A 22,422-nucleotide genomic window follows, 5' to 3' on the forward strand; every position below is an offset into this window, starting at 1 on the left:
GTCTGCCTCAGATGCTCACGTCGGGGAGATCGATGCGGCGGCCCTCGGCGGAGCTCTTCAGGCCCTCCTCGGCGAGCAGAACGCCGCGCGCGCCCGAGAGGAAGTCGAACTCGTTCGGAGCGTCTTCGAGGACGTGGCGGAGGAACTCCTCCCACTGCACCTTGAAGCCGTTCTCGAACACGTCGTTGCTCGGAACCTCGATCCAGTCGTCGTCGTAGTCGTGCGCGTCGGGGATGTCCGGGTTCCAGACCGGCTTCGGCGTCGCGTTGCGCGGCTGGATCTTGCAGCCGAACAGTCCGACGACGGCGCTGCCGTGCGTGCCGTCGACCTGGAACTCGACGAGCTCGTCGCGGTTGACGCGCGTGGTCCAGCTCGAGTTGAGCTGCGCGGTCACGCCGCCCTCGAGCTCGAAGACCGCGTAGGCGGCGTCGTCAGCGGTCGCGGTGTATCGGTCGCCGTTCTCGTCGATGCGCTCGGGAATCTCCGTCTTCGCCTGCGCATAGACCGACGTGACGCGACCGAAGAGGTTCTCAAGCACGTAGTTCCAGTGCGGGAACATGTCGACGATGATGCCGCCGCCGTCTTCGGAACGGTAGTTCCAGCTGGGGCGCTGAGCGGGCTGCCAGTCGCCCTCGAAGACCCAGTAGCCGAACTCGCCGCGCACGGAGAGGATGCGGCCGAAGAATCCGGAGTCGATGAGGCGCTTGAGCTTGCGCAGGCCCGGGAGGTACAGCTTGTCGTGCACGACGCCGTTCTTGATGCCGGCCTCCGTGGCGAGGCGCGCGAGCTCGAGGGCATCCTCGAACGACTCGGCGGTCGGCTTCTCGGTGTAGATCGCCTTGCCGGCGGCGATGGCCTTCTTGAGGGCGGGCACACGGGCCTTCGTCACGAGGAAGTCCGCGTAGATCTGCCACTCGTCCGAGGCTAGAGCGGCGTCGAGGTCCGTCGTGTAGTCAGCGATGTCGTGACGCTTGGCCAGCTCGGCCAGCTTGGACTCGGTGCGACCGACCAGGAGCGGCTTCACCTGCACGCGGGAGCCGTCGGACAGCAGCACACCTCCCTGTTCGCGGATCGCGAGGATCGAGCGCAGCAGGTGCTGGCGGTACCCCATGCGCCCGGAGGCGCCGTTCATGATGATGCCGATCGTCGACTCTGACACGTGAAGCTCTTTCTGTCGTCGGGAACCCGCCGACCAGGCGGGAAAGCGTTTACCCGAGTGTAGAACAGAATCGATCGTGCGGCAATCAGAACGGGACGGTCGCTCCGATCGGACGCCGATCAGGCGAGATCAGAAGAGGACGTCAGGTGCGCGAGGGTGTGCTGTCGCGCACCATGACGGTGCCCGAGACGACGGGCTCTTCGGCGCCGTCTTCGAGGGCGAGCTCGACGGCGCTCTGCCCCAGTGAGGGGAGGTCCACCGCGATGGTCGTGAGCGCTGGAGTGACGTCGCGCGCCGTGGCGATGTCGTCGAAGCCCGCGATGCCGACGTCGCGCCCCGGCTCGATGCCAACATCGCGCAGAGCCGACATGGCGCCAACGGCCATCACATCGCTCGTCGCGAAGACGACGTCGACGCCGCTGAGCCTGTCGGTGATCCGGCTCGCGGCGGCGTAACCGCCCTCGCGTGTGAAGTCGTCGTGCTCGGTGATGACGACCTCGCCGCCCTTCTCGCCGAATCCGCGGGCGAAGCCCTCGGCGCGGTCAGACGAGGTGATGAGGTGCTCCGGCCCCGCGACGACCGCCGCTCGGCGGTAGCCCTGAGCGGCGACGGCGCGACCGAGCTCGACGGATGCTCCCGCGTTGTCGATCTGCACGGTGGCAAAGGGCAGCTCCTTCTGGCTGATCATCACGACGCGGCCGCCTGTCGCCTGGAACTTCTGCAGCTCCGCCGAGAGTGCGTCGTCCGTCTCGGCATCCGTGAACCGCGACCCGGCGAGAATGAGCGCTCGCGGGCTCTGGCCGCGCAGCGTGCGCACCGTGCGCAGCTCCCGCTCGGCATCGCGGCCCGTGACGGCGACCGTGACGACGAACCCGGCGGCTTCGGCCGCGGCCATCGCTCCGGCGGTGATCGATGAGAAGTACGGGTCGGCGATATCGCCGACGAGAAGCCCGATGATGTTCGCGTGCCCCTTCGCCACCGCCTGAGCTGAGAGGTTCGGGGCATAGCCGAGCCGGGCGGCCGCGGCGAGCACCTTCTCCCGGTACGACTCCGCCACCTTGCGGGTGCTTCCGTTCAGCACGCGAGACGCCGTGGCCAATGAGACACCAGCGGCATCGGCGACGTGGTTGAGTGTCACGGGCGATGTATCCATGCTTCTCCCCTCAGGCTGCGATCATTCTTGCACGCGAGAGGGGAGGGGCTGCGAGCGCAGCCGTGCGCATGGACGCCCTGCCGCTGACGTCAGCCGCGGTAGCCGCCGCGGATCATCTCGATCCACGCGGCGAGCCCAAGCCCGCCCCCGACGACGAAGATCACGCCGAGAACAGCCCAGAGAATGTGCTCGATCGAAATGGCCATCGGCTCACCCTTTCCTTGTGTCAGCCTCCATTCTGGCAGAGACCGATGACGGATGCCGGTCAGCGGGCCGCTGCGACCGAGTCGGAGACCCGGCGGTGCATCGTCCCGTCGACCGTGACGCCGTGCTCCCGCAGCGCAAGCACTGCGGAGCCGACGGCGCCGTCGGAGACGCGGGCCTCCGGAGGGGCGATGTCGCGGTCGTTGAGGGCGCTCGCGAACGCGTCGGCGAGGGCGCCGGGCTGAGCGAGGATGCTTCCGCCCATCACGAGCGGCCCGGGGCGCGTGTGCACTGCCTCGACGCTGTGAGCGAGCAGGCATCCGGCCTCGGCGAGGATGGTCTCCGCGACGACATCCCCGCGTGCGGCGAACGCGAGGGGAGCGAAGCGCGCAAGGTGCACCGGTCGCATGTCGTAGAGCTTGGTGATGAGCGTGCCGAGCTCGGAGGGGCGTCCGGCGTCTCGCGTTCCGTCGGGCACAATGCCCAGCTGGTCCAGCAGAAGGTCCGTGAGTGCTGTGCGGGGGCCACGTCCATCGAGGTCAGCGGTGGCGGCCTTCGCGACGTGGTGGCCGATCCAGAAGCCGCTCCCGTCGTCGCCCAGCAGCCAGCCGAGTCCGTCGCTTGTGCCGGCGACGTCGCCGTCTTCCACTCGGATCACCGCGGCGCCGGTCCCCGAGACGATGGCGTAGCCGAACGATGAAAAGGCTCCTGAAAAATACGTCGCCAGCAGGTCCGACATGAATCGGACCCGGCCATCGAAGCCTCTCGAGCTCAGCGGATCGAGCAGCCAAGCATAGGAGCTCTTGGCGGTGCTCCCTGCCATCGCCGAGATGATGATTCCGACATCCGAGAGCGACGATCCCGACGGGGCGAGCGCTGCCTCGATCGCGGTGAGAATTCCGGATGCCGCGAGCTCGGGCCCCGATGAGATCGGGTTTCCGCCGGCACCGGTTCCGAATCCGACGCACGTTCCCTCCGGGGTGACGAGTGTTGCGCGGGTGGAGGTGCCACCGGCATCCAGGCCCAAGAGAAGCATGTGTTCGTTATCCATTCGTGACGGCGCGGGAGTTGACGTATCTACTCAATAAGAATAGTTTTCATACAAATCATTCAATGACGATCTGGATTTTCATGATGGCAATGGTGTCACAGGCTACAGCGACCGACAACGGGCTCACCGTCTCCGGTCGCGTGAAGGCGCGTCTCGCCGATATGCCTGCCGCCATGACCAAGATCGCCGATCTCCTCCTCGAGTCGCCCTCGGCGCCGCTTGAGCTCTCCATCACCGAGCTCGCGGATCAGGCCGGAACTTCGGCCGCGACCGTCACTCGCTTCTGCAAGCTCATCGGCTACTCCGGCTACACGCAGTTCCGCGTCGGGGTCGCCTCCGACATCGGCCGCGGTGACGCACACGAGTCGTGGAGCACCGACATCGGCCGCGAGTTCCACCCGGAGGACACGCCGCGCGAGGTCGTCCGCACGCTCCTCAACGAGCACGTGCGCGCGCTCGAGGCGACCGCGGGCATGTTCGACCTGGATGCCGTGCAGGCCGTCGCTCGCGCGATCGCGACGTGCCGCCACCTCGACATCTACGGCATCGGCGGCAGCGCTGTGATGGCCGGCGAGCTGCAGGGGCGGCTGTACCGCATCGGCGTGAACGCCCACTGCTGGGGTGACGTGCACGGTGGGCTCACGAGCGCGTCGCTGCAGTCGAAGAACTCCGTGGCGATCGGCATCTCGAACTCAGGCCGCACGGACGAGACGGTGCAGATGCTGTCGCAGGCGGCCTCCGCCGGGGCGTTCACGATCGCGATCACGCACGAGACCAGCTCTCCGCTGTCCGCAACGGCAGACATCACCATCGGCACGGCGGCACCGGATCTCTACCTCCAGCCCGACGATCTCTCGGCGAAGCACTCGCAGCTCATGGTGCTCGACCTGCTCTACCTTCTCGTGGCGCAGGAGAACTTCGCCGAGACGGCCGCGAAGCTCGCGGCATCCGCCATGGCCGTCTCCGGCCACCGCCGCCCGCGGCGGCCCGGCCGCGAGAACGACCGACTCAGCCTGCGCATCCAAGGAGATCTCTCATGACCGTGACGCCCTCAGACTTTCTCGCGGAAGCGACGACGCGGCTCGACGCGCTCACGAAGCGCGCCGAGGCCGGGGAGCTCGACGCCGCCGTCGACCTGATGGTCGAGGCGATCGACCGCGGGGGAGTCGTACAGGCGTTCGGCACGGGGCACTCCGAGGCCTTCGCGATGGAGATCGCCGGGCGCGCGGGAGGGCTCATCCCGACCAACAAGATCGCGCTGCGCGACATTGTGCTGTGGGGCGACCGCTCGGTCGACGACCTCATCGGCTCGTCCCTCGAGCGCGAGGAGTCCGTGGTCGACGAGCTGTTCGCGGCCTCGGTGATCAGCCCGGAGGACGTCTTCATCATCGCCTCCAACTCGGGCGTCAACGGCTCCATCGTGGGCGTGGCGCTGAAGGCGAAGGAGCGCGGCCACAAGGTCATCGCCGTGACGAGCCTCGAGCACACGGCGGCCGTCGAACCGAAGCATCCGAGCGGCAAACGGCTCAGCGAGATCGCCGATGTCGTCATCGACAACCTCGCCCCGTACGGCGACTCGACGCTCGACCTCGGCGAGGGCGTGAAGGCCGGGGCCATCTCGTCCATCACAGCGGCGTTCATCGCGCAGCTGCTCACGCTCGGCGTCGCAACGAAGATCTCCGCGTCGGGCGCGACGCCGCCGATGTACATCTCAGCCAATATCCCTGGAGGTGACGAGCACAATCATGCACTGGAGGATCTGTATCGCGATCGGATCCGCCGAGGCGCCTGACAGCGCGATGTCGAGTCGCAGTGCGGCGGCTCGGCAGAACTCCAACCCGACCCCAACAACAATCGGAAGGTAGACATCACGATGAACATCGAAAATGTCGCGATCAATCGCAGGAACATCCTGCGCGGAGCGGTGGCAGCAGCGGTGCTGATCCCCTTCTCCACGACTCTCGCCTCGTGCGCCGCGGGCGGCGGCGGTGGCGGCGGAAGCGCGCCCAAGGGCGAGGTCACTGACAAGAACCCCTTCGGCCTTGCAACAGACTCCAAGGTCGATGCGGTCATCTTCGACGGCGGCTACGGTGTCGACTACGTCGAGAACGCGGCGAAGATCCTCGAAGGCGCCCACGACGGAGTTTCGGTCAAGGTCTCGCCATCGACCAAGATCGCCCAGGAACTGCAGCCGCGGTTCGTCGGCGGCAACCCGCCGGACCTGATCGACAACTCCGGCGCGAACTCGATCGGCTGGAACACGATTCTCGACCAGCTCGAGGAGCTCGACGAGGTGCTCGATGCGAACAACCTCGAGGGCGAGAAGATCAGCGGGACGCTGTACGAGGGTGTGAAGGAACCCGGCACCTGGGACGGCAAGTTCAAGGCGCTGAACTACGTCATGACGGTCTACGGCCTCTGGTACTCGCAGAGCCTCTTCGACGAGAACGGTTGGAAGGCGCCGGAGACGTGGGAGGACCTCAAGGAGCTCGGTGCCAAGGCCAAGGAGAAAGACAAGTACCTCTTCCTCTGGGGCAAGGAAGCCGCGACGTACTATCAGACCCTCTGCATCGACTCCGCGGTCAAGCAGGGCGGCGATGAGGTGCGTCTCGCTCTCGAGAACCTGGAAGAGGGATGCTGGTCGAAGCAGGCCGTGCAGGACGTCTTCACGATCTTCAAGGAGATCATCGATGCGGGCTACGTCAAGCCCGGCGGCGGTGGAACGCAGTTCACCGAGGCTCAGGCGCAGTGGAGCCTGAACCAGGACGCTCTCCTCTACCCGTCCGGGTCGTGGATCGAGAACGAGATGAAGGACCAGACGAAGGAAGACTTCCAGATGGTCGGCATCCCGGAGCCTGCGGTCAACGGCGACGCCAAGATGCCTGCGACCATGCTTCGCGCTGAAGCAGGCGAGCCGTTCATCGTGCCCTCGAACTCCAAGAACCCCGCGGGCGGCAAGGAGCTTCTCCGGGTCATGCTCTCGAAGGAGGCGGCGACCTACTTCGCGAAGGAGAAGCTCGCTCCGCCCATCGTCAAGGGCGTCGTGCCCGAGGACGGCTTCGGGTCGACAGCTCTCGTGTCTCAGACAGACATGCTGGATGCGGCCGGCGAAGATGTGTTCACAATCAAGTTCATCAACCTCTACGGCCTGAACGAAGACCAGCTGCCGATCTGGAACACGTTCCTCGCCGGCAAGATGAGCGTTGACGAGCTCACGAAGAAACTGCAGGACCTCACAGACCGTGTCCGTGAGGACGACTCGATCGACAAGATTGAGATCAAATGACTGCGGCCGGTGCTGACCCGGGCAGCGCGGTAGCCGCTGCCATGGGCCCGTCGGGGAGCCGAAAGGCTCCCCGGCGGCGCCGGCGTAAGCTCACGTTCGACTTCGTGAGCTTCATGGTCGTATTCCTGGGGCTGCCGCTAGCGATCTTCCTGCTCTTTGTCATCTCTCCCTTCGTACAGGCTGTCTACTACTCGATGACCGACTGGTCGGGGTTCTCTCCCGACATGAACTTCGTCGGTGGCGACAACTACGTCAGGCTGTTCACGAACCCGACATTCCTCACAGCGATGGGGAACAACATTCTTCTTGCGATCGTCGTTCCCCTCGTGACGCTGTCGATCGCGCTGCTGTTCGCGACCCTCATCACGGTCGGCGGGTCGAGCCACGGTCAGGTGCGCGGACTTCGCGGCTCCAGCTTCTACCGCGTCGTCTCGTTCTTCCCCTACGTGATTCCGGCGATCGTCATCGGTATCCTCTGGGCGCAGATCTTCACGCCGAGCGGTCTGCTCAACGGCATCCTGAAAGCCGTCGGACTCAAGGATTTCGAGGGCTTCGCTTGGCTGGGTGACGAGCGCACGGCCATCTGGGCATCCGTCTTTGTGATCATCTGGGGCTTCGTCGGCTTCTACATGGTGCTGTTTATCGCAGCCATCAAGGGCATTCCAGCTGAGATCTACGAGGCTGTCCGCCTCGATGGGGCAGGGCGATTCCGCACTGCCATATCGGTCACGATCCCGCTGATCCGCGACAACATCCAGACGGCGTACATCTATATCGGAATCATGGCCCTCGATGCCTTCGTCTATATGGCGGCGCTGAACCCGTTCGGCGGTCCGAGCAATACGACGCTCGTCATGTCGCAGTACCTGTTCCGCACTGCATTCTCGAAGGGCCAGTTCGGACTGGCGAGCGCCATGGGTGTGGTCCTCGCGGTGATCACTCTGCTGTTTGCGGCGGTCGTCTTCATCGTGAACCGCGTCACGGGCGGCAAAGACGACGGAGGTCGCGCATGAGTAACAACGCAACGGTCCAGATGGTCGGTGCTGACCCCACGAAGGTGAAAGACCAGAAGCCCTCGAACTCCAGCAAGAGTGACAAGGTCGTCGGCGGCGTCTCGCACGTCATGCTCGTCATCTGGTCAGCCATCGTCATCCTGCCCCTCATCTGGACGCTCATGTCGTCGTTCAAGACGACGCGCGAGATCTTCCAGTCGCCATTTCAGCTGCCGGCCACCTGGGACTTCACGAACTACGTGTCGGCGTGGAACAAGTACAGCTTCGGCACGATGTTCTTCAATACGGTCGTCGTGGTGGGCGTCGCGCTGGTTCTCGTGATGGTGCTCGGCGCGATGTGCGCCTACGTGCTCGCGCGCTTCAGCTTCCCCGGAAGCAACGTCATCTACTACCTGATGCTCGCGGGTCTGACCTTCCCGGTGTTCCTCGCCATCGTCCCCCTGTTCTTCATCCTGCGGAACATGGGGCTGCTGAACACGCTGCCGGGACTGATCATCACCTATGTCGCATTCGCACTGCCATTCACGGTGTTCTTCCTCTTCGCGTTCTTCAAGGCGCTGCCGAACGAGATTCAGGAAGCCGCCTACATCGACGGTGCGAGCGAGTGGAGGACCTTCTTCCAGGTGATGCTCCCGATGGCAAAGCCCGGAATGGCCTCGGTCGCGATCTTCAACTTCCTCGGTCTCTGGAACCAGTTCCTGCTGCCGATCGCGTTGAACACTGACCAGACCAAGTACGTGCTCTCACAGGGTATGGCCGCGTTCGCCTCGTCCGCGGGCTACCAGGTGGACTACGGCGCGCTCTTCGCAGCCGTCATCATCACCGTGGTCCCCGTGCTGATCGTGTACGTGATCTTCCAGCGTCAGCTGCAGGGCTCCGTCTCGCAGGGCACCTTGAAGTAGCGCCGCAGAACGAAACGACGTCGCCCCCGGCAGCAGCCGGGGGCGACGCCGTTCTGTGTGGGTCAGCTCTTGACGGAGCCGCTCATCAGACCGCCGATGAAGTACTTGCCGAGCACGATGTACACGACGAGCGTCGGCAGCGAGGCTATGAGCGCGCCGGCCATCGCAGCGCCGTAGTTGGCCAACTGCGCGCCCTGCGCCAGGTTGTTCAGCGCGAGGGAGACCGGACCGCCCTGAACGTCTGTGAGGAACATAGCGAACAGGAAGTCGTTCCACGCGCTCGTGAACTGCCAGATGATCGTCACGACGAACCCGGGAGCCGAGAGCGGCAGGATGATCGACGCGTAGGTGCGGAGCATCCCCGCACCATCGACGCGAGAGGCCTCCATGAGCTCGATCGGAACGCCCTCGTAGTAGTTCCGGAAGATGAGCGTGCAGATCGGCAGACCGTAGATGACGTGCACGAACAGCAGCGTCACGACGGTGCTCGGCAGCCCGAGGCTCGTCTTCATCTCCACGAGCGGCGTCATGACCGCCTGGTAGGGGATGAACATGCCGAACAGGATGAGCGTGAACACGAGGCTCGCGTGCGGGAAGCGCCAGCGAGACAGCACGAAGCCGTTCATCGAGCCGAACATCGCCGAGATCGCGGCGGCCGGGATCGCGAGGAGGAAGGTCCGGCCGAGCGCCGGCGCGAGAGCATCCCACGCGGTCACCCAGTTGTCGAACCCCGTCGGTCCACCATTCTCGGATTCCCAGGGCCAGCGCAGCGGCAGCCCCCACGAGGTTTCCGGGCTCACGTCCGCCGGCGGCTTGAAGCTCGTGACGAGCAGCACATAGACGGGCATGAGCACGACGATGATAAAGAAGAGCAGAATCACGTACTTCGCCGTGCGGCTCAGGATGAGCTTGCCCTTGGTCGAGTTCGGCGCACCTCCGGGGGAGGTACGGGCGGCGATGCCGTCGGAGAGGTCAGACGGTGCGGTCTGGGTCATCGCGATCTCCTCTCTTCGCGCATCGTGTAGATGAGGTAGGGGATGATGAACAGCGACGCGAGCACGAGCAGCACGGTGGCGATCGCGGACGCCTTCGCGTAGTCGTTCGAGGTGAGCGCGACCCACATGTATGTCGCGGGAACCTCGGTCTGGTAGATCGCTTTGGTCACAGCCATGATGAGGTCGAAGACCTTCAGCGACATGTGGCTCACGATGATGAGCGCGGAGAGCGCGACGGGGCTCAGCTGCGGGAAGATCACGTGGCGATACAGCTTCCATTCGCTCGCGCCGTCCATGCGGGCGGCCTCGCGGAGCTCATCGGGGATGCCTCGGAAGCCCGCGAGGAACAGTGCCATGATGTACCCGGCGAGCTGCCAGATCGCGGGCATCGCCATCGCAGCCATGCCCCACACGGGCTCGTTCCACCACGAGTTCTGCAGGCCGTCGAGGCCGATGGCCTGCAGCATCCTGTTGAGCCCCGACGCCCGATCGCCCTGTGCGCTGTTCATCAACCAGCGCCAGACGACACCGGAGGCGACGAACGAGACGGCCATCGGGAAGAGGTAGACGGAGCGGAAGACGCCCTCGGCCTTGACGCCCTTGTCGAGGAGCCAGGCCCAGAGGAAGCCGAAGACCATCGTTCCGGCGATGAAGACGATGGTGAAGACCAGCAGGTTCAGCAGCGAGTGCAGAAACCGGCTCTCGGTCAGAAGATCGATGTAATTCTGGATGCCGACGAAGGCGCCCTCCGAAGCGAGGGAGTGCCTGTCGGTCAGAGAGACCTGGATGTTCGCCGCGATGAGTCCGTAGACGAAGACGGCGACGAGGATCAGGCTGGGGGTCAGCAGCAGGAGCGGCGGACCCCAATTGCGTATGCCTTTGCGCACGGTAGTGGTTCTCCTCCACGACAGGGCCCGGGGCGAGGCCCCAGGCCCTGTCGATCAGTGATCAGGATGGCGTGGGTCAGGAGAGCGCGGACTCGGCCGCCGACACGAGCGCCGTGATCAGGGCATCCTTGTCGCGGTCGCTGCCGAACTTGCCCACCGCGGACGAGATGTCGCTCGACCACGCGATCGGAGCGGCGGCGCCGTGCGCGAGCGAGCTCACGATCGTGTCGTTCGCGAACGACTCCATCGCGCTCTGCTGGTACTCGCCGTAGTCAGCCGGGTCGGCGTCGGTGCGCGCCGGGATCGAGCCCTTCACCGTGTTGAAGGCCTTCTGACCCTCGGCGGAGCTGATCGTGGTGAGCCAGTCCTTCGCGGCCTTCTCGTGCGGGGCGCCCACGGGGAGCGTGAACGAGTCGGCGAGGAAGTCGAACACACCGTCGGTGCCGGGTGTCGGCCACGTGGTGTACTCGGTTCCCCAGGTCTGACCGGCCTGCGCGAACGCGGCTTCAGCCCAGTCGCCCATCACGTTGTAGGCGGCGTTGCCGTCGATGACGATCTGCGTGGCGGCATCCCAGTCGAGCCCTGCGTAGTCCTGGTTGACGAAGTCCATGAGCTGGTCGTAGTGATCAACGGCCTTCTTCACTCCGTCGCTGTCCCATGCGGTCGAGCCGTCCCAGAGCCCTGCGTAGCCGTCCGCTCCGAGGTCGGCGATGAGCACGTTCTCGAGCAGCTGCATCTGCGTCCACTCGGTTCCGATCGCGAGCGGGGTCTCGACACCGGAGTCCTTGACCTTCTGCAGGTCCTTGATCCAGTCGTCGATGCTTGCCGGAGCCTTCGTCGGGTCGATGCCGGCGCTCTTCAGCAGGTCGGTGTTCACCCACGTGACGTTGGCGCGGTGGATGTTGCTCGGCACCGAGTAGATCTTGCCGTCGACGGTCAGCCGGTCGATCAGGTCGGAGGGGAAGGCCTCGGTCAGCCCGAGGTCGTCGTAGAGTCCGCTGAGGTCCTGCAGCTGGTCCGCGGCGATGTAGTCCGAGAGCTCAGCGCCGGCGTGCGCCTGGAACGTGTCCGGCGGGTTGCCTGCCTCGAGGCGTGACGCGAGCGCGGCCTTAGCGTTCGAGCCCGCGCCGCCCGCGACTGCGGCGTTGATGAACTCGATGTCGGGGTACTGCGAGTTGAACTCCTTGACGAGCGCGTCGAGGCCCGCCTTCTCAGAGCCGGATGCCCACCAGGTGAAGACCTCGACCTGGTTCGGATTCTCTGGATCCGATTGGGAGCCGCCCCCTGAGGAGCACCCCGTGAGTGCGAGGCCGACGGCGAGTGCGCCGGCCAGAATTGACGTCCTCTTGCGCATAATGCTTCCTCCATTGGACATGTGCATTGCCGAGTGCTTTGGTTCTGCCATTCAAATTGGAAACGTTGCCATATGCAAGTGGCACGCCTCAAATCTCCCGAATCGTGATGTCGAGAGGATGCCGCGAGCCGGTGCTCAGCGGGCGGGAGCGCGCTCGCCGGAGCCCCGCGGAATGAGCTGGGCGGCGAGCATCGTGGTGCGGGACGGCCCGTCATAGCCGTCGATGCGCTCGAAGAGCTGCTCGGTCGCGACGCGGCCCATCGTCGACGGGTTCTGCGAGATGACGGAGAGGCCGGGGCTGAGGCTCGCGGCGAGCTCGAGGTCGTCGAAGCCGAGCATCGCGAGGCCGCGCATGGCGGGCGTGAGCTCACTGAGGATGCTCGTGGAGGTGCGGTTGTTGCACGTGAACAGCGCGGTCGGGGGGTCGTCGCCCGCTAGCATCCGCGACACGACCGGAGCGTGCGAGGCCGGACCGGGCAGGGCGGAGTGCACGAGAGACGGGTCGAAGCGGATGCCGGCGGCGGCCAGCGCGTCGCGATAGCCGGCGATCCTCTCGCGCGAGGTGTAGAGGTCGCCGCGGTCGCTCAGGCAGGCGATGCGGCGGTGCCCGTGCGCGATGAGGTGGGCGACTCCGGTGCGGCTTCCGGAGCGGTTGTCCGTGATGACGGCATCCGCGATGTCGCCCGGAGCTGGCCGATCGACGAAGACCATGCGCAGCCCCGTGCGCAGCTCCTTCTCGTAGATGGGGTCGTCGCCGCCCTCCGTGGGCGTGACGATGATGCCCTGCAGCTGGCGTGCACTCAGAGAGTGGATGATCTGTCGCGCGAGCTCACGCTCACGGCGGTAGGACGCCACGAGCAGCATGGAACCGCGGCTGCGCGCAACGTCCTCCACCGACTGCGTGAGCTGCGAGAAGAACGGGTCGGTGACGTCCTCGATGACCAGTCCGACCGTCTCGGTCGTCCCCGTGCGAAACTGGCGCGCTGATTCGTTGCGACGGTAGCCCAGCTCATCGATCGCGCGGCGCACCGCCTCGATGGTGGCCTCGCTCACGTGCGGGTCGCCGTTCACGACGCGGGAGACGGTCGTGATGCCGACGCCGGCGCGCGCCGCGACGTGCTTCATCGTCGGCTGACCGCGACCGGATGCGGCTCGATCGGACTCGGGCGGCATGGCACTCCTCGAAACTGCGTTGAGGAAACGTTACCAAGCACGCGCCCTGCTGTCGTCACCTGCGTGCGGCGTACTGCTCGCGAATCGTCGTGCGGAGATCAGGATCGGGGGTCGCCGCGGTTTCGACCGCCCACGTGGGACGCGAGCCGGACAGAGTCCACGCGGCCTGCACGGCAGCGCCGTTCGCAACGTACTCGCCGGGCCGCGGAACCTCGACCGGAACATCGAAGACCTGAGCTGCGATGCGCTGAACGGCCAGGTTCTGCGCGGCGCCGCCCGTCATGAGAATGCGCTGCGCGGTCACCCCGTGTGAGCGCACGGCGTCCAGCCCGTCGGCGAGTCCGCACAGCAGCCCCTCGATCGCCGCGCGCGCCAGGTTCGGCCGCGTGGTCGAGCCGAGCGTCATGCCGAATAGGGTGGCGGTCGCATCCGGACGGTTCGGAGTGCGCTCGCCCTCGAAGTAGGGCTGCAGCACGAGCCCCTGCGCGCCGGGCTCGGCCTCGAGCGCGAGGTCGCCCAGCTCGTCGTGGCTCACACCGAGCAGCCGTGCGGTGGCGTCGAGGATGCGCGCCGCGTTGAGCGTCGCGATGAGGGGGAGATAGGCGCCGTCGGCGGAGGCGAACCCCGCGACCGTGCCCGAGGCATCGCGAACGGGAGTCTCGGTCACCGCGAAGACCGTGCCGGAGGTCCCGATCGAGACGACGACATCGCCGGTCCGGGCGCCAACACCGAGGGCGGCTCCGGCGTTGTCTCCGGCGCCCGCGGCGACGAGAAGCCCCTCCGGGGTGGTGCCGGCGCTCTCCGATGGACGCAGCACGCGCGGGAGCACGGCGCGGTGACCGAGGGCGAGGTCGAAGAGCTCCTCGTCATAGGCGTCGCGCTCCGCCGACCAGTACGCCGTGCCCGAGGCATCCGAGCGATCTGTCGTGAGCTCATCGAGAACAGGGCCGTGCGGCGTGCCCTCGGGACCGAAGCCGCGCAGTCGCCAGGTGAGCCAGTCATGCGGCAGGGCGACAGCCGCCACGCGCCGTGCATTCTCGGGCTCGGCATCGCGCAGCCAGCGCAGCTTGGATGCCGTGAACGACGCGACCGGCACGATACCGACCCGGCGAGCATACTCCTCCGCGCCGACCTCGGCGATGAGGTCCGCGGCCGACCCGGCGCTGCGGGTGTCGTTCCAGAGCAGAGCGTCGCGGATGACGCGGCCCTCCGCGTCGAGGGCCACCATGCCGTGCTGCTGACCCGCGACGGAGATCGCCTGGACGTCAGACAGTCCGCCCGCCTCGGCGATCGCGGCCTGCAGGGCGTTCCACCAAGCGTCCGGATCCACGGAGGTCCCCTCGGGATGGGCGGCCCGTCCTTCACGCACGAGCGCGCCGCTCGAGGCATCCGCGATCACGATCTTGCAGCTCTGTGTCGACGAATCGACGCCGGCGACGAGTGTCATGGTGACCTTTCAGAAGAGAGGATGCCGCGCGCGACCGCCCCGGTTGCTCGCCTGGGCGGCGGCCGCACGCGACACGGCTGACGCGGCTAGCTGCGGGCTCCGAGCAGGTGCTCGACCATCAGCTGCTGCAGGCGGACGAATCCGAAGCCCTTGCCGCCGAAGTAGGCCTGAGCGTCGAAGTCCTCGAAGGCACTGCGGTCTGACAGCAGCGTCTCATAGGTCTCGCCGTCGGCGAGCGTCGGCACGGAGAGCTCGTCGACCTTTGCTGCGCTCAGGGCCTCCTGAACCTCGGGGTCGGCGCGGAAGGCCGCAGCGCGCTCCTTGAGGATGAGGTAGGTGCGCATGTTCGCCGCGGCGGACTCCCACACCCCGGTCTCGTCCTCGGTGCGGCTCGGCTTGTAGTCGAAGTGGCGCGGGCCGTCGTAGGCGGGGCCGCCCTGCGGACCGCCGTTCTCGAGCAGGTCGACGAGCGAGAACGCGTTCTGCAGGTCACCGTGACCGAAGACGAGATCCTGGTCGTATTTGATGCCGCGCTGCCCGTTCAGGTCGATGTGGAACAGCTTGCCCTGGTACAGCGCCTGGGCGATCCCGGCCGTGAAGTTGAGTCCGGCCATCTGCTCGTGGCCGACTTCCGGGTTGATGCCCACGAGCTCGGGGCGCTCGAGCGTCTCGATGAACGCGAGCGCGTGGCCGAGCGTGGGCAGCAGGATGTCTCCGCGCGGCTCGTTCGGCTTCGGCTCGATCGCGAAGCGGATGTCGTAGCCCTTGTCGGTCACGTACTGGCCGAGCAGGTTGACCGCCTCGCGGTACCGCTCGAGCGCGGCCTGAACGTCCTTCGCGGAGTCGTACTCCGCGCCCTCGCGGCCGCCCCACATCACGAACGTGGTCGCGCCGAGCTCCGCGGCGAGGTCGAGGTTGCGCAGCACCTTGCGGAGTGCGAACCGGCGGACGTCGCGGTCGTTGGAGGTGAAGCCGCCGTCCTTGAAGACCGGGGCTGAGAAGAGGTTCGTGGTGACCATGGGGACGACGAGTCCGGTGTCTGAGAGGGCCTGCTTCAGGCGATCGATCTGCGTCTGCCGTTCGGCATCCGTCGACCCGAAGGCGAACAGGTCGTCGTCGTGGAAGGTGAGACCGTAGGCGCCGAGATCGCTCAGCTTCTCCACGGCGTGGACCACGTCGAGGGCGGGGCGGGTCGGTCCGCCGAACGGGTCGGTGCCGTTGTATCCGACCGTCCAGAGGCCGAACGAGAACTTGTCGTCACGGGTGGGTGTGAGGCTCATGGAAAAACTCCGTCTGTGTCAGCGCCGTCGATGATTTGTCGATCTAAGCAACATATTAGAACATGGATGCCGATCGCAAAAGCCCCCGCACAAGCTCTCACTTTTCTTTGTTGTCGCCGTAGACAAAGCGCGAATTGTTGGCTATGTTTTCTCCGTCAACAAATATCGGCCGAGTGTCTCCCACCATCGGCCGCGTGTGACGTGATCGCATTTCAGAGAGGAAATCAGCACATGTCTATTGCACGAAAGCTCGTGGCTGTCGCAGCCACGGGGTTTGTCGCGGCATCCCTCGCCGCATGTTCATCAGGGTCGTCGAGCGCCGAAGGCGGCGACGTCGACTGCAACGTCGGCATCTCGATGCCCACCCGCTCGCTCGAACGCTGGATCAACGACGGCGAGCAGCTTGAGAAGCTGCTCAAGGACGACGGCTGCACCGTCGACCTGCAGTACGCAGACAACAAGACGAGCGAGCAGATCAGCCAGATCCAGAACCAGATCGCCGGTGGAGCGAAGATCCTCGTGGTCGCTCCCATCGACGGCAAGGTGCTCTCGCCCGTGCTCAAGGAGGCGAAGACGCAGGATGCCGTCGTCATCTCGTACGACCGACTCATCAACGGCACCGAGAACGTCGACTACTACGCGACCTTCGACAACTACCGCGTCGGTCAGCTGCAGGGCGAGTTCATCGAGGAGCAGCTCGGCCTTGCCGACGGTGAGGGCCCGTTCAACCTCGAGCCCTTCGCAGGCAGCCCCGATGACAACAACGCCAAGTTCTTCTTCTCGGGCGCCTGGGATGTCCTGACGCCGTACATCGAGAGCGGGCAGCTCGTCGTCCCGAGCGGCAAGGCGCCGGCCTCCGACGATGACTGGGCGTCGATCGGCATCCAGGGGTGGGCCTCCGACAAGGCGCAGGCCGAGATGGACAACCGCCTGTCGTCGTTCTACAGCGGCGATGAGAAGGTCGACGTCGTGCTGTCGCCGAATGACAGCCTCGCGATCGGCATCGAGGCGTCGCTGAAGTCCGCCGGCTACACCCCGGGTGAGGACTACCCGCTGATCACCGGACAGGATGCCGACAAGGCGAACGTCAAGGCGATCCTCGACGGCGAGCAGTCGATGACGGTCTGGAAGGACACCCGCGAGCTCGGGCAGAAGGTGTTCGAGATGATCCAGTCGATCGTCGCCGGTGAGGACGTCGAGGTGAACGACACCGAGACGTACGACAACGGCAAGAAGGTCGTGCCCTCCTACCTGCTCGAGCCCCAGGTCGTGACCAAGGACTCCGTGCAGGAGAAGCTGATCGACTCCGGCTTCATCAAGGCCTCCGACGTCGGACTGTGAGCGGATGCGGCCGGTGCTCTGCGCCGGCCGCACTCGGCTCTCATGTCACCGAAGACTCAGAAGGAAGCCCAATGAAGTCAGCCAGCATTCTGACGATGTCCGACATCGCTATCCAGTTCGGACCGGTCAAGGCACTCGACGGGGTGTCGATCGACGTGCGTCGCGGCGAGGTTCACGGCATCTGCGGCGAGAACGGGGCGGGAAAGTCCACGCTCATGAAGGTGTTGAGCGGCGTGTATCCTGCCGGCACGTTCAGCGGCAGCATCCGCTTCGACGATCATGACGTCGCGTATCGCTCCATCAACGACAGCGAGCGAGACGGCATCGTCATCATCCACCAGGAGCTCGCGCTCAGCCCGTTCCTCTCGATCGCGGAGAACATCTTCCTCGGCAACGAGCGTGCCTCCCGCGGCGTCATCGACTGGAACAGCACGAACGCCGAAGCTGCTGCGCTTCTGCAGCAGGTGGGTCTCGCCGAGAACCCGTCGACGCCCGTCCTCGAGCTCGGGGTCGGCAAGCAGCAGCTCGTCGAGATCGCCAAGGCGCTGTCGAAGAACGTGCGTCTGCTCATCCTCGACGAGCCGACCGCGGCGCTCAACGACGAAGACTCCGCTCACCTGCTCTCACTCATCGAGCAGCTGCGCGAGCGCGGCATCACGTGCATCATCATCTCCCACAAGCTCAAGGAGATTAAGCGCATCGCAGACAGCGTCACGATCATCCGCGACGGCAAGACGATCGAATCGTTCTCGATGTCGGATGCCGATGCCACCGAATCCCGAATCATCCGTTCCATGGTGGGCCGCGACCTCAACAACCTCTTCCCGCCGCGCGAGCCCGATATCGGAGCCGAAGTCCTCCGCGTCGAGGACTGGACGGTCTACCACCCGGTCGACACGAGCCGGAAGGTCGTCGACGGGGCATCCTTCACCGTTCGAGCCGGTGAGATCGTAGGGTTCGCCGGGCTCATGGGCGCGGGGCGCACCGAGCTGGCGATGAGCCTGTTCGGCCGCAGCTACGGAACCGGAATCTCCGGTCGCGCATACAAGCACGGCAGAGAGATCCAGCTCCGCACTGTCGGCGAGGCGATCGAGAACGGCCTCGCATACGCGACGGAGGATCGAAAGAAGTACGGCCTCAACCTCATCAACGACATCGCGGAGAACATCTCGTCGTCGGCGCTCGGCAAGCTCGCCCGCTTCGGCGTCGTCGACAGAAACCGTGAGCACAAGGTCGCCGAGTCCTACCGAGAGAAGATGAACATCAAGGCGCCGTCGGTCTCCGCGATCGCCGGCAAACTCTCGGGTGGAAACCAACAGAAGGTCGTGCTCTCGAAGTGGATCTTCACCGGCCCCGACGTGCTCATCCTCGACGAGCCGACCCGCGGCATCGACGTCGGTGCGAAGTACGAGATCTACGGAATCATCAACGAGCTGGCCGCGCAGGGCAAGGCGGTCATCGTCATCTCATCGGAGCTGCCTGAGCTTCTCGGACTCTCCGACCGAATCTATGCAATATCCGAAGGACGGCTGACGGGCGAAGTCGCCCGCGCCGATGCCACGCAGGAAGTACTCATGCAGTACATGACGGCGGGAAAGGACTGACCCTTGAGCACACTCACGCAATCGGCGCCGCCGACGCAACAGACACCGCGGAAGCGCCCGAAGCTCACCGTGAACCTCCGGCAGTACGGCATTCTCGCCGCACTCGTCATCATCATCATCCTGTTCCAGATCCTCACCGAGGGGCGTCTGCTCTACCCGGGCAACGTCAACAACCTCATCCAGCAGAACGCGTACGTTCTGATCCTCGCCATCGGCATGGTGATCGTGATCATCGGCGGCCACATCGACCTCTCGGTCGGGTCGATCGTCGCGATGGTCGGAGCGATCGCGGCGATAGCGACGAACCACTGGGGGCTGCCCTGGTGGGCGGCCGTAATCATCGCGCTCCTGGTCGGAACAGCGGTCGGTGCCTGGCAGGGGTTCTGGGTCGCCTTCGTCGGCATCCCCGCCTTCATCGTCACCCTCGCGGGAATGCTGCTCTTCCGCGGCCTCACACTCGTGCTCCTCACCGGAGGGACGATCAGCGGTCTGCCCGAGCCGTTCGTCGCGATCGGCGCCGGTTGGTTCCCCACCTGGCTCGGGGAGATCGGCGGTCGTGACGTCATGACGCTCGTCATCGGCGTCGGCGCGGTCGCCGCTCTGATCTTCCAGCAGCTGCGCGGTCGAGCCGTGCAGCGCCGACTCGACCTCGTGCGCGAGCCGATGTACTCGTTCGCGATCAAGCTCGCAGTCTCGGCCATCGCGATCCTCGCGCTCGCCTGGCTGCTGAGCGGCTATGCGGGCACGCCGATCATCTTGGTCATCCTGGCGGTGCTGATCCTCGCGTACACGTTCGTTCTGCGGAACACGGTCTTCGGTCGGCACGTCTACGCCATCGGCGGCAACCGGTTCGCGGCGCTCATGAGCGGAGTCAAGACGAAGTGGATCGACTTCTTCATCCTCACGAACATGGGTCTGCTCGCCGGTCTCGCGGGTGTCGTTGCGACCTCGCGGGCGGGCGGCGCGGTCGCCTCGGCCGGTCAGAACTATGAGCTCGACGCGATCGCCGCGGTCTTCATCGGCGGTGCGGCTGTGACCGGCGGTGTCGGAACCGTCGTCGGCGCGGTCATCGGAGCGCTCGTCATGGGCGTGCTGAACATGGGGCTCTCGATTCTGTCCGTGGATGCCGCGTGGCAGATGGCCATCAAGGGACTCGTCCTTCTGCTGGCCGTCGCCTTCGATATCTTCAATAAGAAGCGCGGAGGATCGCAGTAATCTCAGTAGGCTCGAATCAGAACAGCGGAGACGAGGGGAGTGGCGCGATGACCCGTGCAGGGAAAATCGCCGGTGAACGCGTCGCCCCCTCGGCATCCGCCGCTTCGCGCACCAGCAACGACCAGCTGAGGCGCTTCAACCTGTCGATGCTGATGCAGATGCTGCATCGCAACGGTGGCTGCAGTCGGGCGGACCTCACCCGAATGACGGGGCTCAACCGCTCGACGATCGCTGTTCTGGTCGCTGAGCTGGTCGAAGCGGGCCTCGCCTACGAGGGGGAGCCCGAGACGGTCATCGGCCAGGTGGGCCGGCCGAGCCTTCGCGTCCACCCGCAGCCGAGGCTCGCAGCGCTCACGATCAACCCCGAGGTGAACAGCGTCGCGATCGGCCTCATCGGGCTCGGCGGCGAGATCATCCGCAGCATCCGCTTCGACAGCTCACGCGTGCCGAGCTCGGCCGAGGCGGTTCGCATCTCACAGTCGATCGTCGCGGGCATGCGCGGCGAGATCGAGGAGTCCTACGACCTCGTGGGCATCGGCGTGGCCGTCCCCGGTCTCGTGAACGCAGCCTCGGGTCGAATCGTGAACGCTCCGCAGCTGAAGTGGAAGGACGTCGATCTCGCGACGCCCATGTCGCAGGCGTTCCGCCTCCCGGTCTACATCGCGAACGATGCCTCGGTCGGGGCCATCGCCGAGAACCTCTTCGGCGCGGCGATCGGCGCCCGCGACCTTGTCTTCGTCGACGGCAACGCGGCCGGAATCGGCGGAGGCGTCATCATCGACGGCCAGCCGCTTCGCGGTACGTCCGGTTTCGCCGGCGAGCTCGGGCACATCATGGTGAACAGCGCGGGTGTCCGCTGTCACTGCGGCCGAGTGGGATGCCTCGAGACGGAGGTCAACCTCGACTCTCTGCTCGCGCTTCTCGGTCTCTCCCGCGCGGATGAGCACGAGCTCGACATCGAGCTCGGGGTGACGAGGGATGCCGCGGTGCTCGACGAGGTGCGGCGGCAGCTCCGATTCCTCTCCATCGCACTGACGAACCTGGTGAACATCTTCGACCCCGAGGTCGTCGTGCTTGGTGGCTACCTCGGTGCGCTCCTCACCGTCTCCGACGAGCGGCTCGGGGGAGCGCTGAAACTGCGTTCGATGTCCGGACACTCGCGCAACGTCGTGCTGACCCGTGCCAAGCTGCGCTCCCGGCGGGTGATGATCGGCGCCGCGGAGCTCGCCTTCGCGCCGCTCCTGGCCGACCCGCTCGCCTTCCGACGCGACGCGGAGCCGTCCGCCTGACCTCAGCCCGTGACCAGCGCGGCCTTCCGTCGCATTGCGGGCGTGATCTCGCGCTTCCGCCACACGATCTCGAAGGCCGGGTCGAAGCGTCGTGAGCACTCGCCGCACGAGACGCGGCGGGTCGGTGCGCGGTACCGGAACAGCCGGTGGCCCTTGGGGCACGTGCCGACCCACGCAGCGAGTTCATCGGCGATCTGCCCGTGGTGCAGACGCGAGCCCACATACCCGAGCTCTTTTGCGATCGTCTTCCACTTCGGACCGTGCCCAGCACGCGGCCCGGCGAGAGCGTGAGCGACCTCGTGGAGCAGAACCTGGTGGATCTCGTCATCGTCGTAGCGCGCTGCGAGGTAGCGCGAGACGGAGATCTGCTTAGTCGTGTAGTTGCAGAGACCGGCCCGCTTCTTCGCGTTATCGAACGCGAACGTCCAGGAGGCGTCGAGGTGCAGGTCGATCAGCGCCTGCGCCCACACTGTCACCCGTGCCAGATCTGCCATGCCCCTACGTTATGACACCGCACCGACACGAGCTCGGATTTCAGGCGTTAGAGGAAGGACTCCGCGACCGCGATCGCCACGAGAGACGACTCGACCTGGTCCTCCTTCGCGCCGTGCGCTCGCCGAATCTCCAGCGCCCGCTGGAAGTCGTCGAGGGCCGCCGCGTACTCCTTCTGGTCGAAGCGCACCTTTCCGCGATGCTGCAGGGCGAAGGCCTCATACAGGTGCCACTCGTGGGTGTGCGCCTCTTCGATGAGCGAGTTCAGCTCGTGCAGTGCGGCGTCGAACTCGCCACGAAACTGCATCACCTGCGCGCGGAGCATCCGCGGCCGCATGAGGTCGCGCCGATTGCCCGTGAAACGAGCGAGTCGAACGGCCGCATTCGCCATGTCGAGGGCGTCGTCGAGTGAACCGGCGACCTTCAGCAGCCACGTCTTCTCGCACAGCGCTTCGAGGCTGCGCATCTCGCCGAGCTCGTCGAGGCGCTGCCCGACGGCCTTCAGATCGACTTTCTCACGCAGAGTCGCGGGGTCGTAGCCCAAGATGATGCCCAGAGTCGTCTCCCATGATGCTCA

General features: G+C 65.7%; 20 protein-coding genes. 9 read left to right on the plus strand and 11 right to left on the minus strand.

Features of this window, described 5'->3' with window-relative positions:
• Positions 1–7 precede the first annotated feature (7 nt).
• The 3 genes from ACSAGD_RS02260 to ACSAGD_RS02270 form a co-directional block, all read right to left on the minus strand.
• Positions 8–1,132 carry a Gfo/Idh/MocA family protein gene (locus tag ACSAGD_RS02260; RefSeq protein ID WP_437585211.1) on the minus strand — a complete coding sequence of 375 codons (1,125 nt, stop codon included), beginning with the start codon at positions 1,130–1,132 and terminating at the stop codon, positions 8–10.
• Positions 1,133–1,301: 169 nt separating this feature from the next.
• Positions 1,302–2,312 (minus strand): LacI family DNA-binding transcriptional regulator, encoded by a 1,011-nt coding sequence (locus tag ACSAGD_RS02265; protein ID WP_437584107.1) that lies wholly within the window; start codon positions 2,310–2,312, stop codon positions 1,302–1,304.
• A gap of 265 nt (positions 2,313–2,577) precedes the next feature.
• Positions 2,578–3,552: an N-acetylglucosamine kinase gene (locus ACSAGD_RS02270; RefSeq protein ID WP_437584108.1), complete on the minus strand. Its 975-nt coding sequence runs from the start codon at positions 3,550–3,552 to the stop codon at positions 2,578–2,580.
• A gap of 77 nt (positions 3,553–3,629) precedes the next feature.
• Here ACSAGD_RS02270 and ACSAGD_RS02275 point away from each other — a divergent pair, with 77 nt between their 5' ends.
• From ACSAGD_RS02275 to ACSAGD_RS02295, 5 genes are all read left to right on the plus strand, one after another.
• Entirely contained in the window at positions 3,630–4,607 is a 978-nt protein-coding gene (locus tag ACSAGD_RS02275) for a MurR/RpiR family transcriptional regulator (protein ID WP_437584109.1), read from the plus strand.
• Positions 4,604–5,359, plus strand: coding sequence for a sugar isomerase domain-containing protein (locus ACSAGD_RS02280; protein WP_437584110.1), 756 nt, complete (start codon positions 4,604–4,606; stop codon positions 5,357–5,359). The genes ACSAGD_RS02275 and ACSAGD_RS02280 overlap by 4 nt, the downstream gene beginning before the upstream one ends.
• Before the next feature lie 81 nt (positions 5,360–5,440).
• Entirely contained in the window at positions 5,441–6,853 is a 1,413-nt protein-coding gene (gene ngcE, locus ACSAGD_RS02285; RefSeq protein WP_437584111.1) for an N-acetylglucosamine/diacetylchitobiose ABC transporter substrate-binding protein, read from the plus strand.
• Positions 6,850–7,866 (plus strand): carbohydrate ABC transporter permease, encoded by a 1,017-nt coding sequence (locus ACSAGD_RS02290; protein ID WP_437584112.1) that lies wholly within the window; start codon positions 6,850–6,852, stop codon positions 7,864–7,866. Before ngcE ends, ACSAGD_RS02290 begins: the two co-directional genes overlap by 4 nt.
• Before the next feature lie 20 nt (positions 7,867–7,886).
• Positions 7,887–8,768 carry a carbohydrate ABC transporter permease gene (locus tag ACSAGD_RS02295; RefSeq protein ID WP_437585212.1) on the plus strand — a complete coding sequence of 294 codons (882 nt, stop codon included), beginning with the start codon at positions 7,887–7,889 and terminating at the stop codon, positions 8,766–8,768.
• Positions 8,769–8,830: 62 nt separating this feature from the next.
• Here the strand turns inward: ACSAGD_RS02295 and ACSAGD_RS02300 are convergent, their stop codons facing one another.
• The 6 genes from ACSAGD_RS02300 to xylA all read right to left on the minus strand — a co-directional run bounded on the left by ACSAGD_RS02300 (position 8,831) and on the right by xylA (position 15,904).
• A complete protein-coding gene (locus ACSAGD_RS02300) occupies positions 8,831–9,763 on the minus strand; it encodes a carbohydrate ABC transporter permease (RefSeq protein WP_437584113.1) in 933 nt (310 codons plus the stop codon).
• Entirely contained in the window at positions 9,760–10,650 is an 891-nt protein-coding gene (locus ACSAGD_RS02305) for a carbohydrate ABC transporter permease (RefSeq protein WP_437584114.1), read from the minus strand. Before ACSAGD_RS02305 ends, ACSAGD_RS02300 begins: the two co-directional genes overlap by 4 nt.
• Positions 10,651–10,726: 76 nt before the next feature.
• Positions 10,727–12,004 (minus strand): ABC transporter substrate-binding protein, encoded by a 1,278-nt coding sequence (locus ACSAGD_RS02310; protein ID WP_437584115.1) that lies wholly within the window; start codon positions 12,002–12,004, stop codon positions 10,727–10,729.
• 135 nt (positions 12,005–12,139) lie between these two features.
• Positions 12,140–13,177, minus strand: a complete 1,038-nt coding sequence (locus ACSAGD_RS02315) for a LacI family DNA-binding transcriptional regulator (RefSeq protein WP_437584117.1) — start codon at positions 13,175–13,177, stop codon at positions 12,140–12,142.
• Positions 13,178–13,232: 55 nt separating this feature from the next.
• The gene (gene xylB, locus ACSAGD_RS02320; protein ID WP_437584118.1) at positions 13,233–14,624 is read right to left on the minus strand and encodes a xylulokinase; all 1,392 of its coding nucleotides are present in this window, start codon (positions 14,622–14,624) and stop codon (positions 13,233–13,235) included.
• 86 nt (positions 14,625–14,710) lie between these two features.
• Positions 14,711–15,904, minus strand: coding sequence for a xylose isomerase (xylA, locus tag ACSAGD_RS02325; protein ID WP_437584119.1), 1,194 nt, complete (start codon positions 15,902–15,904; stop codon positions 14,711–14,713).
• A gap of 231 nt (positions 15,905–16,135) precedes the next feature.
• Here xylA and chvE point away from each other — a divergent pair, with 231 nt between their 5' ends.
• The 4 genes from chvE to ACSAGD_RS02345 all read left to right on the plus strand — a co-directional run bounded on the left by chvE (position 16,136) and on the right by ACSAGD_RS02345 (position 21,353).
• The gene (chvE, locus tag ACSAGD_RS02330) at positions 16,136–17,245 is read left to right on the plus strand and encodes a multiple monosaccharide ABC transporter substrate-binding protein (RefSeq protein WP_437584120.1); all 1,110 of its coding nucleotides are present in this window, start codon (positions 16,136–16,138) and stop codon (positions 17,243–17,245) included.
• A 71-nt stretch (positions 17,246–17,316) separates the two neighbouring features.
• Positions 17,317–18,849 carry a multiple monosaccharide ABC transporter ATP-binding protein gene (gene mmsA / locus ACSAGD_RS02335; RefSeq protein ID WP_437584121.1) on the plus strand — a complete coding sequence of 511 codons (1,533 nt, stop codon included), beginning with the start codon at positions 17,317–17,319 and terminating at the stop codon, positions 18,847–18,849.
• 3 nt (positions 18,850–18,852) lie between these two features.
• Positions 18,853–20,064, plus strand: a complete 1,212-nt coding sequence (mmsB, locus tag ACSAGD_RS02340) for a multiple monosaccharide ABC transporter permease (protein WP_437584122.1) — start codon at positions 18,853–18,855, stop codon at positions 20,062–20,064.
• A gap of 47 nt (positions 20,065–20,111) precedes the next feature.
• Positions 20,112–21,353, plus strand: a complete 1,242-nt coding sequence (locus ACSAGD_RS02345; protein WP_437584123.1) for an ROK family protein — start codon at positions 20,112–20,114, stop codon at positions 21,351–21,353.
• A gap of 2 nt (positions 21,354–21,355) precedes the next feature.
• Here ACSAGD_RS02345 and ACSAGD_RS02350 read toward each other — a convergent pair whose 3' ends face one another.
• Both ACSAGD_RS02350 and ACSAGD_RS02355 read right to left on the minus strand, forming a co-directional pair.
• Complete coding sequence (locus ACSAGD_RS02350; protein WP_437584124.1) at positions 21,356–21,847, minus strand: SprT-like domain-containing protein; 492 nt, start codon at positions 21,845–21,847, stop codon at positions 21,356–21,358.
• 47 nt (positions 21,848–21,894) lie between these two features.
• Positions 21,895–22,389 (minus strand): hypothetical protein, encoded by a 495-nt coding sequence (locus ACSAGD_RS02355; protein WP_437584125.1) that lies wholly within the window; start codon positions 22,387–22,389, stop codon positions 21,895–21,897.
• Positions 22,390–22,422 lie beyond the last annotated feature (33 nt).

The organism is Paramicrobacterium salitolerans, from assembly GCF_051513965.1.
Lineage (GTDB): Bacteria > Actinomycetota > Actinomycetes > Actinomycetales > Microbacteriaceae > Paramicrobacterium.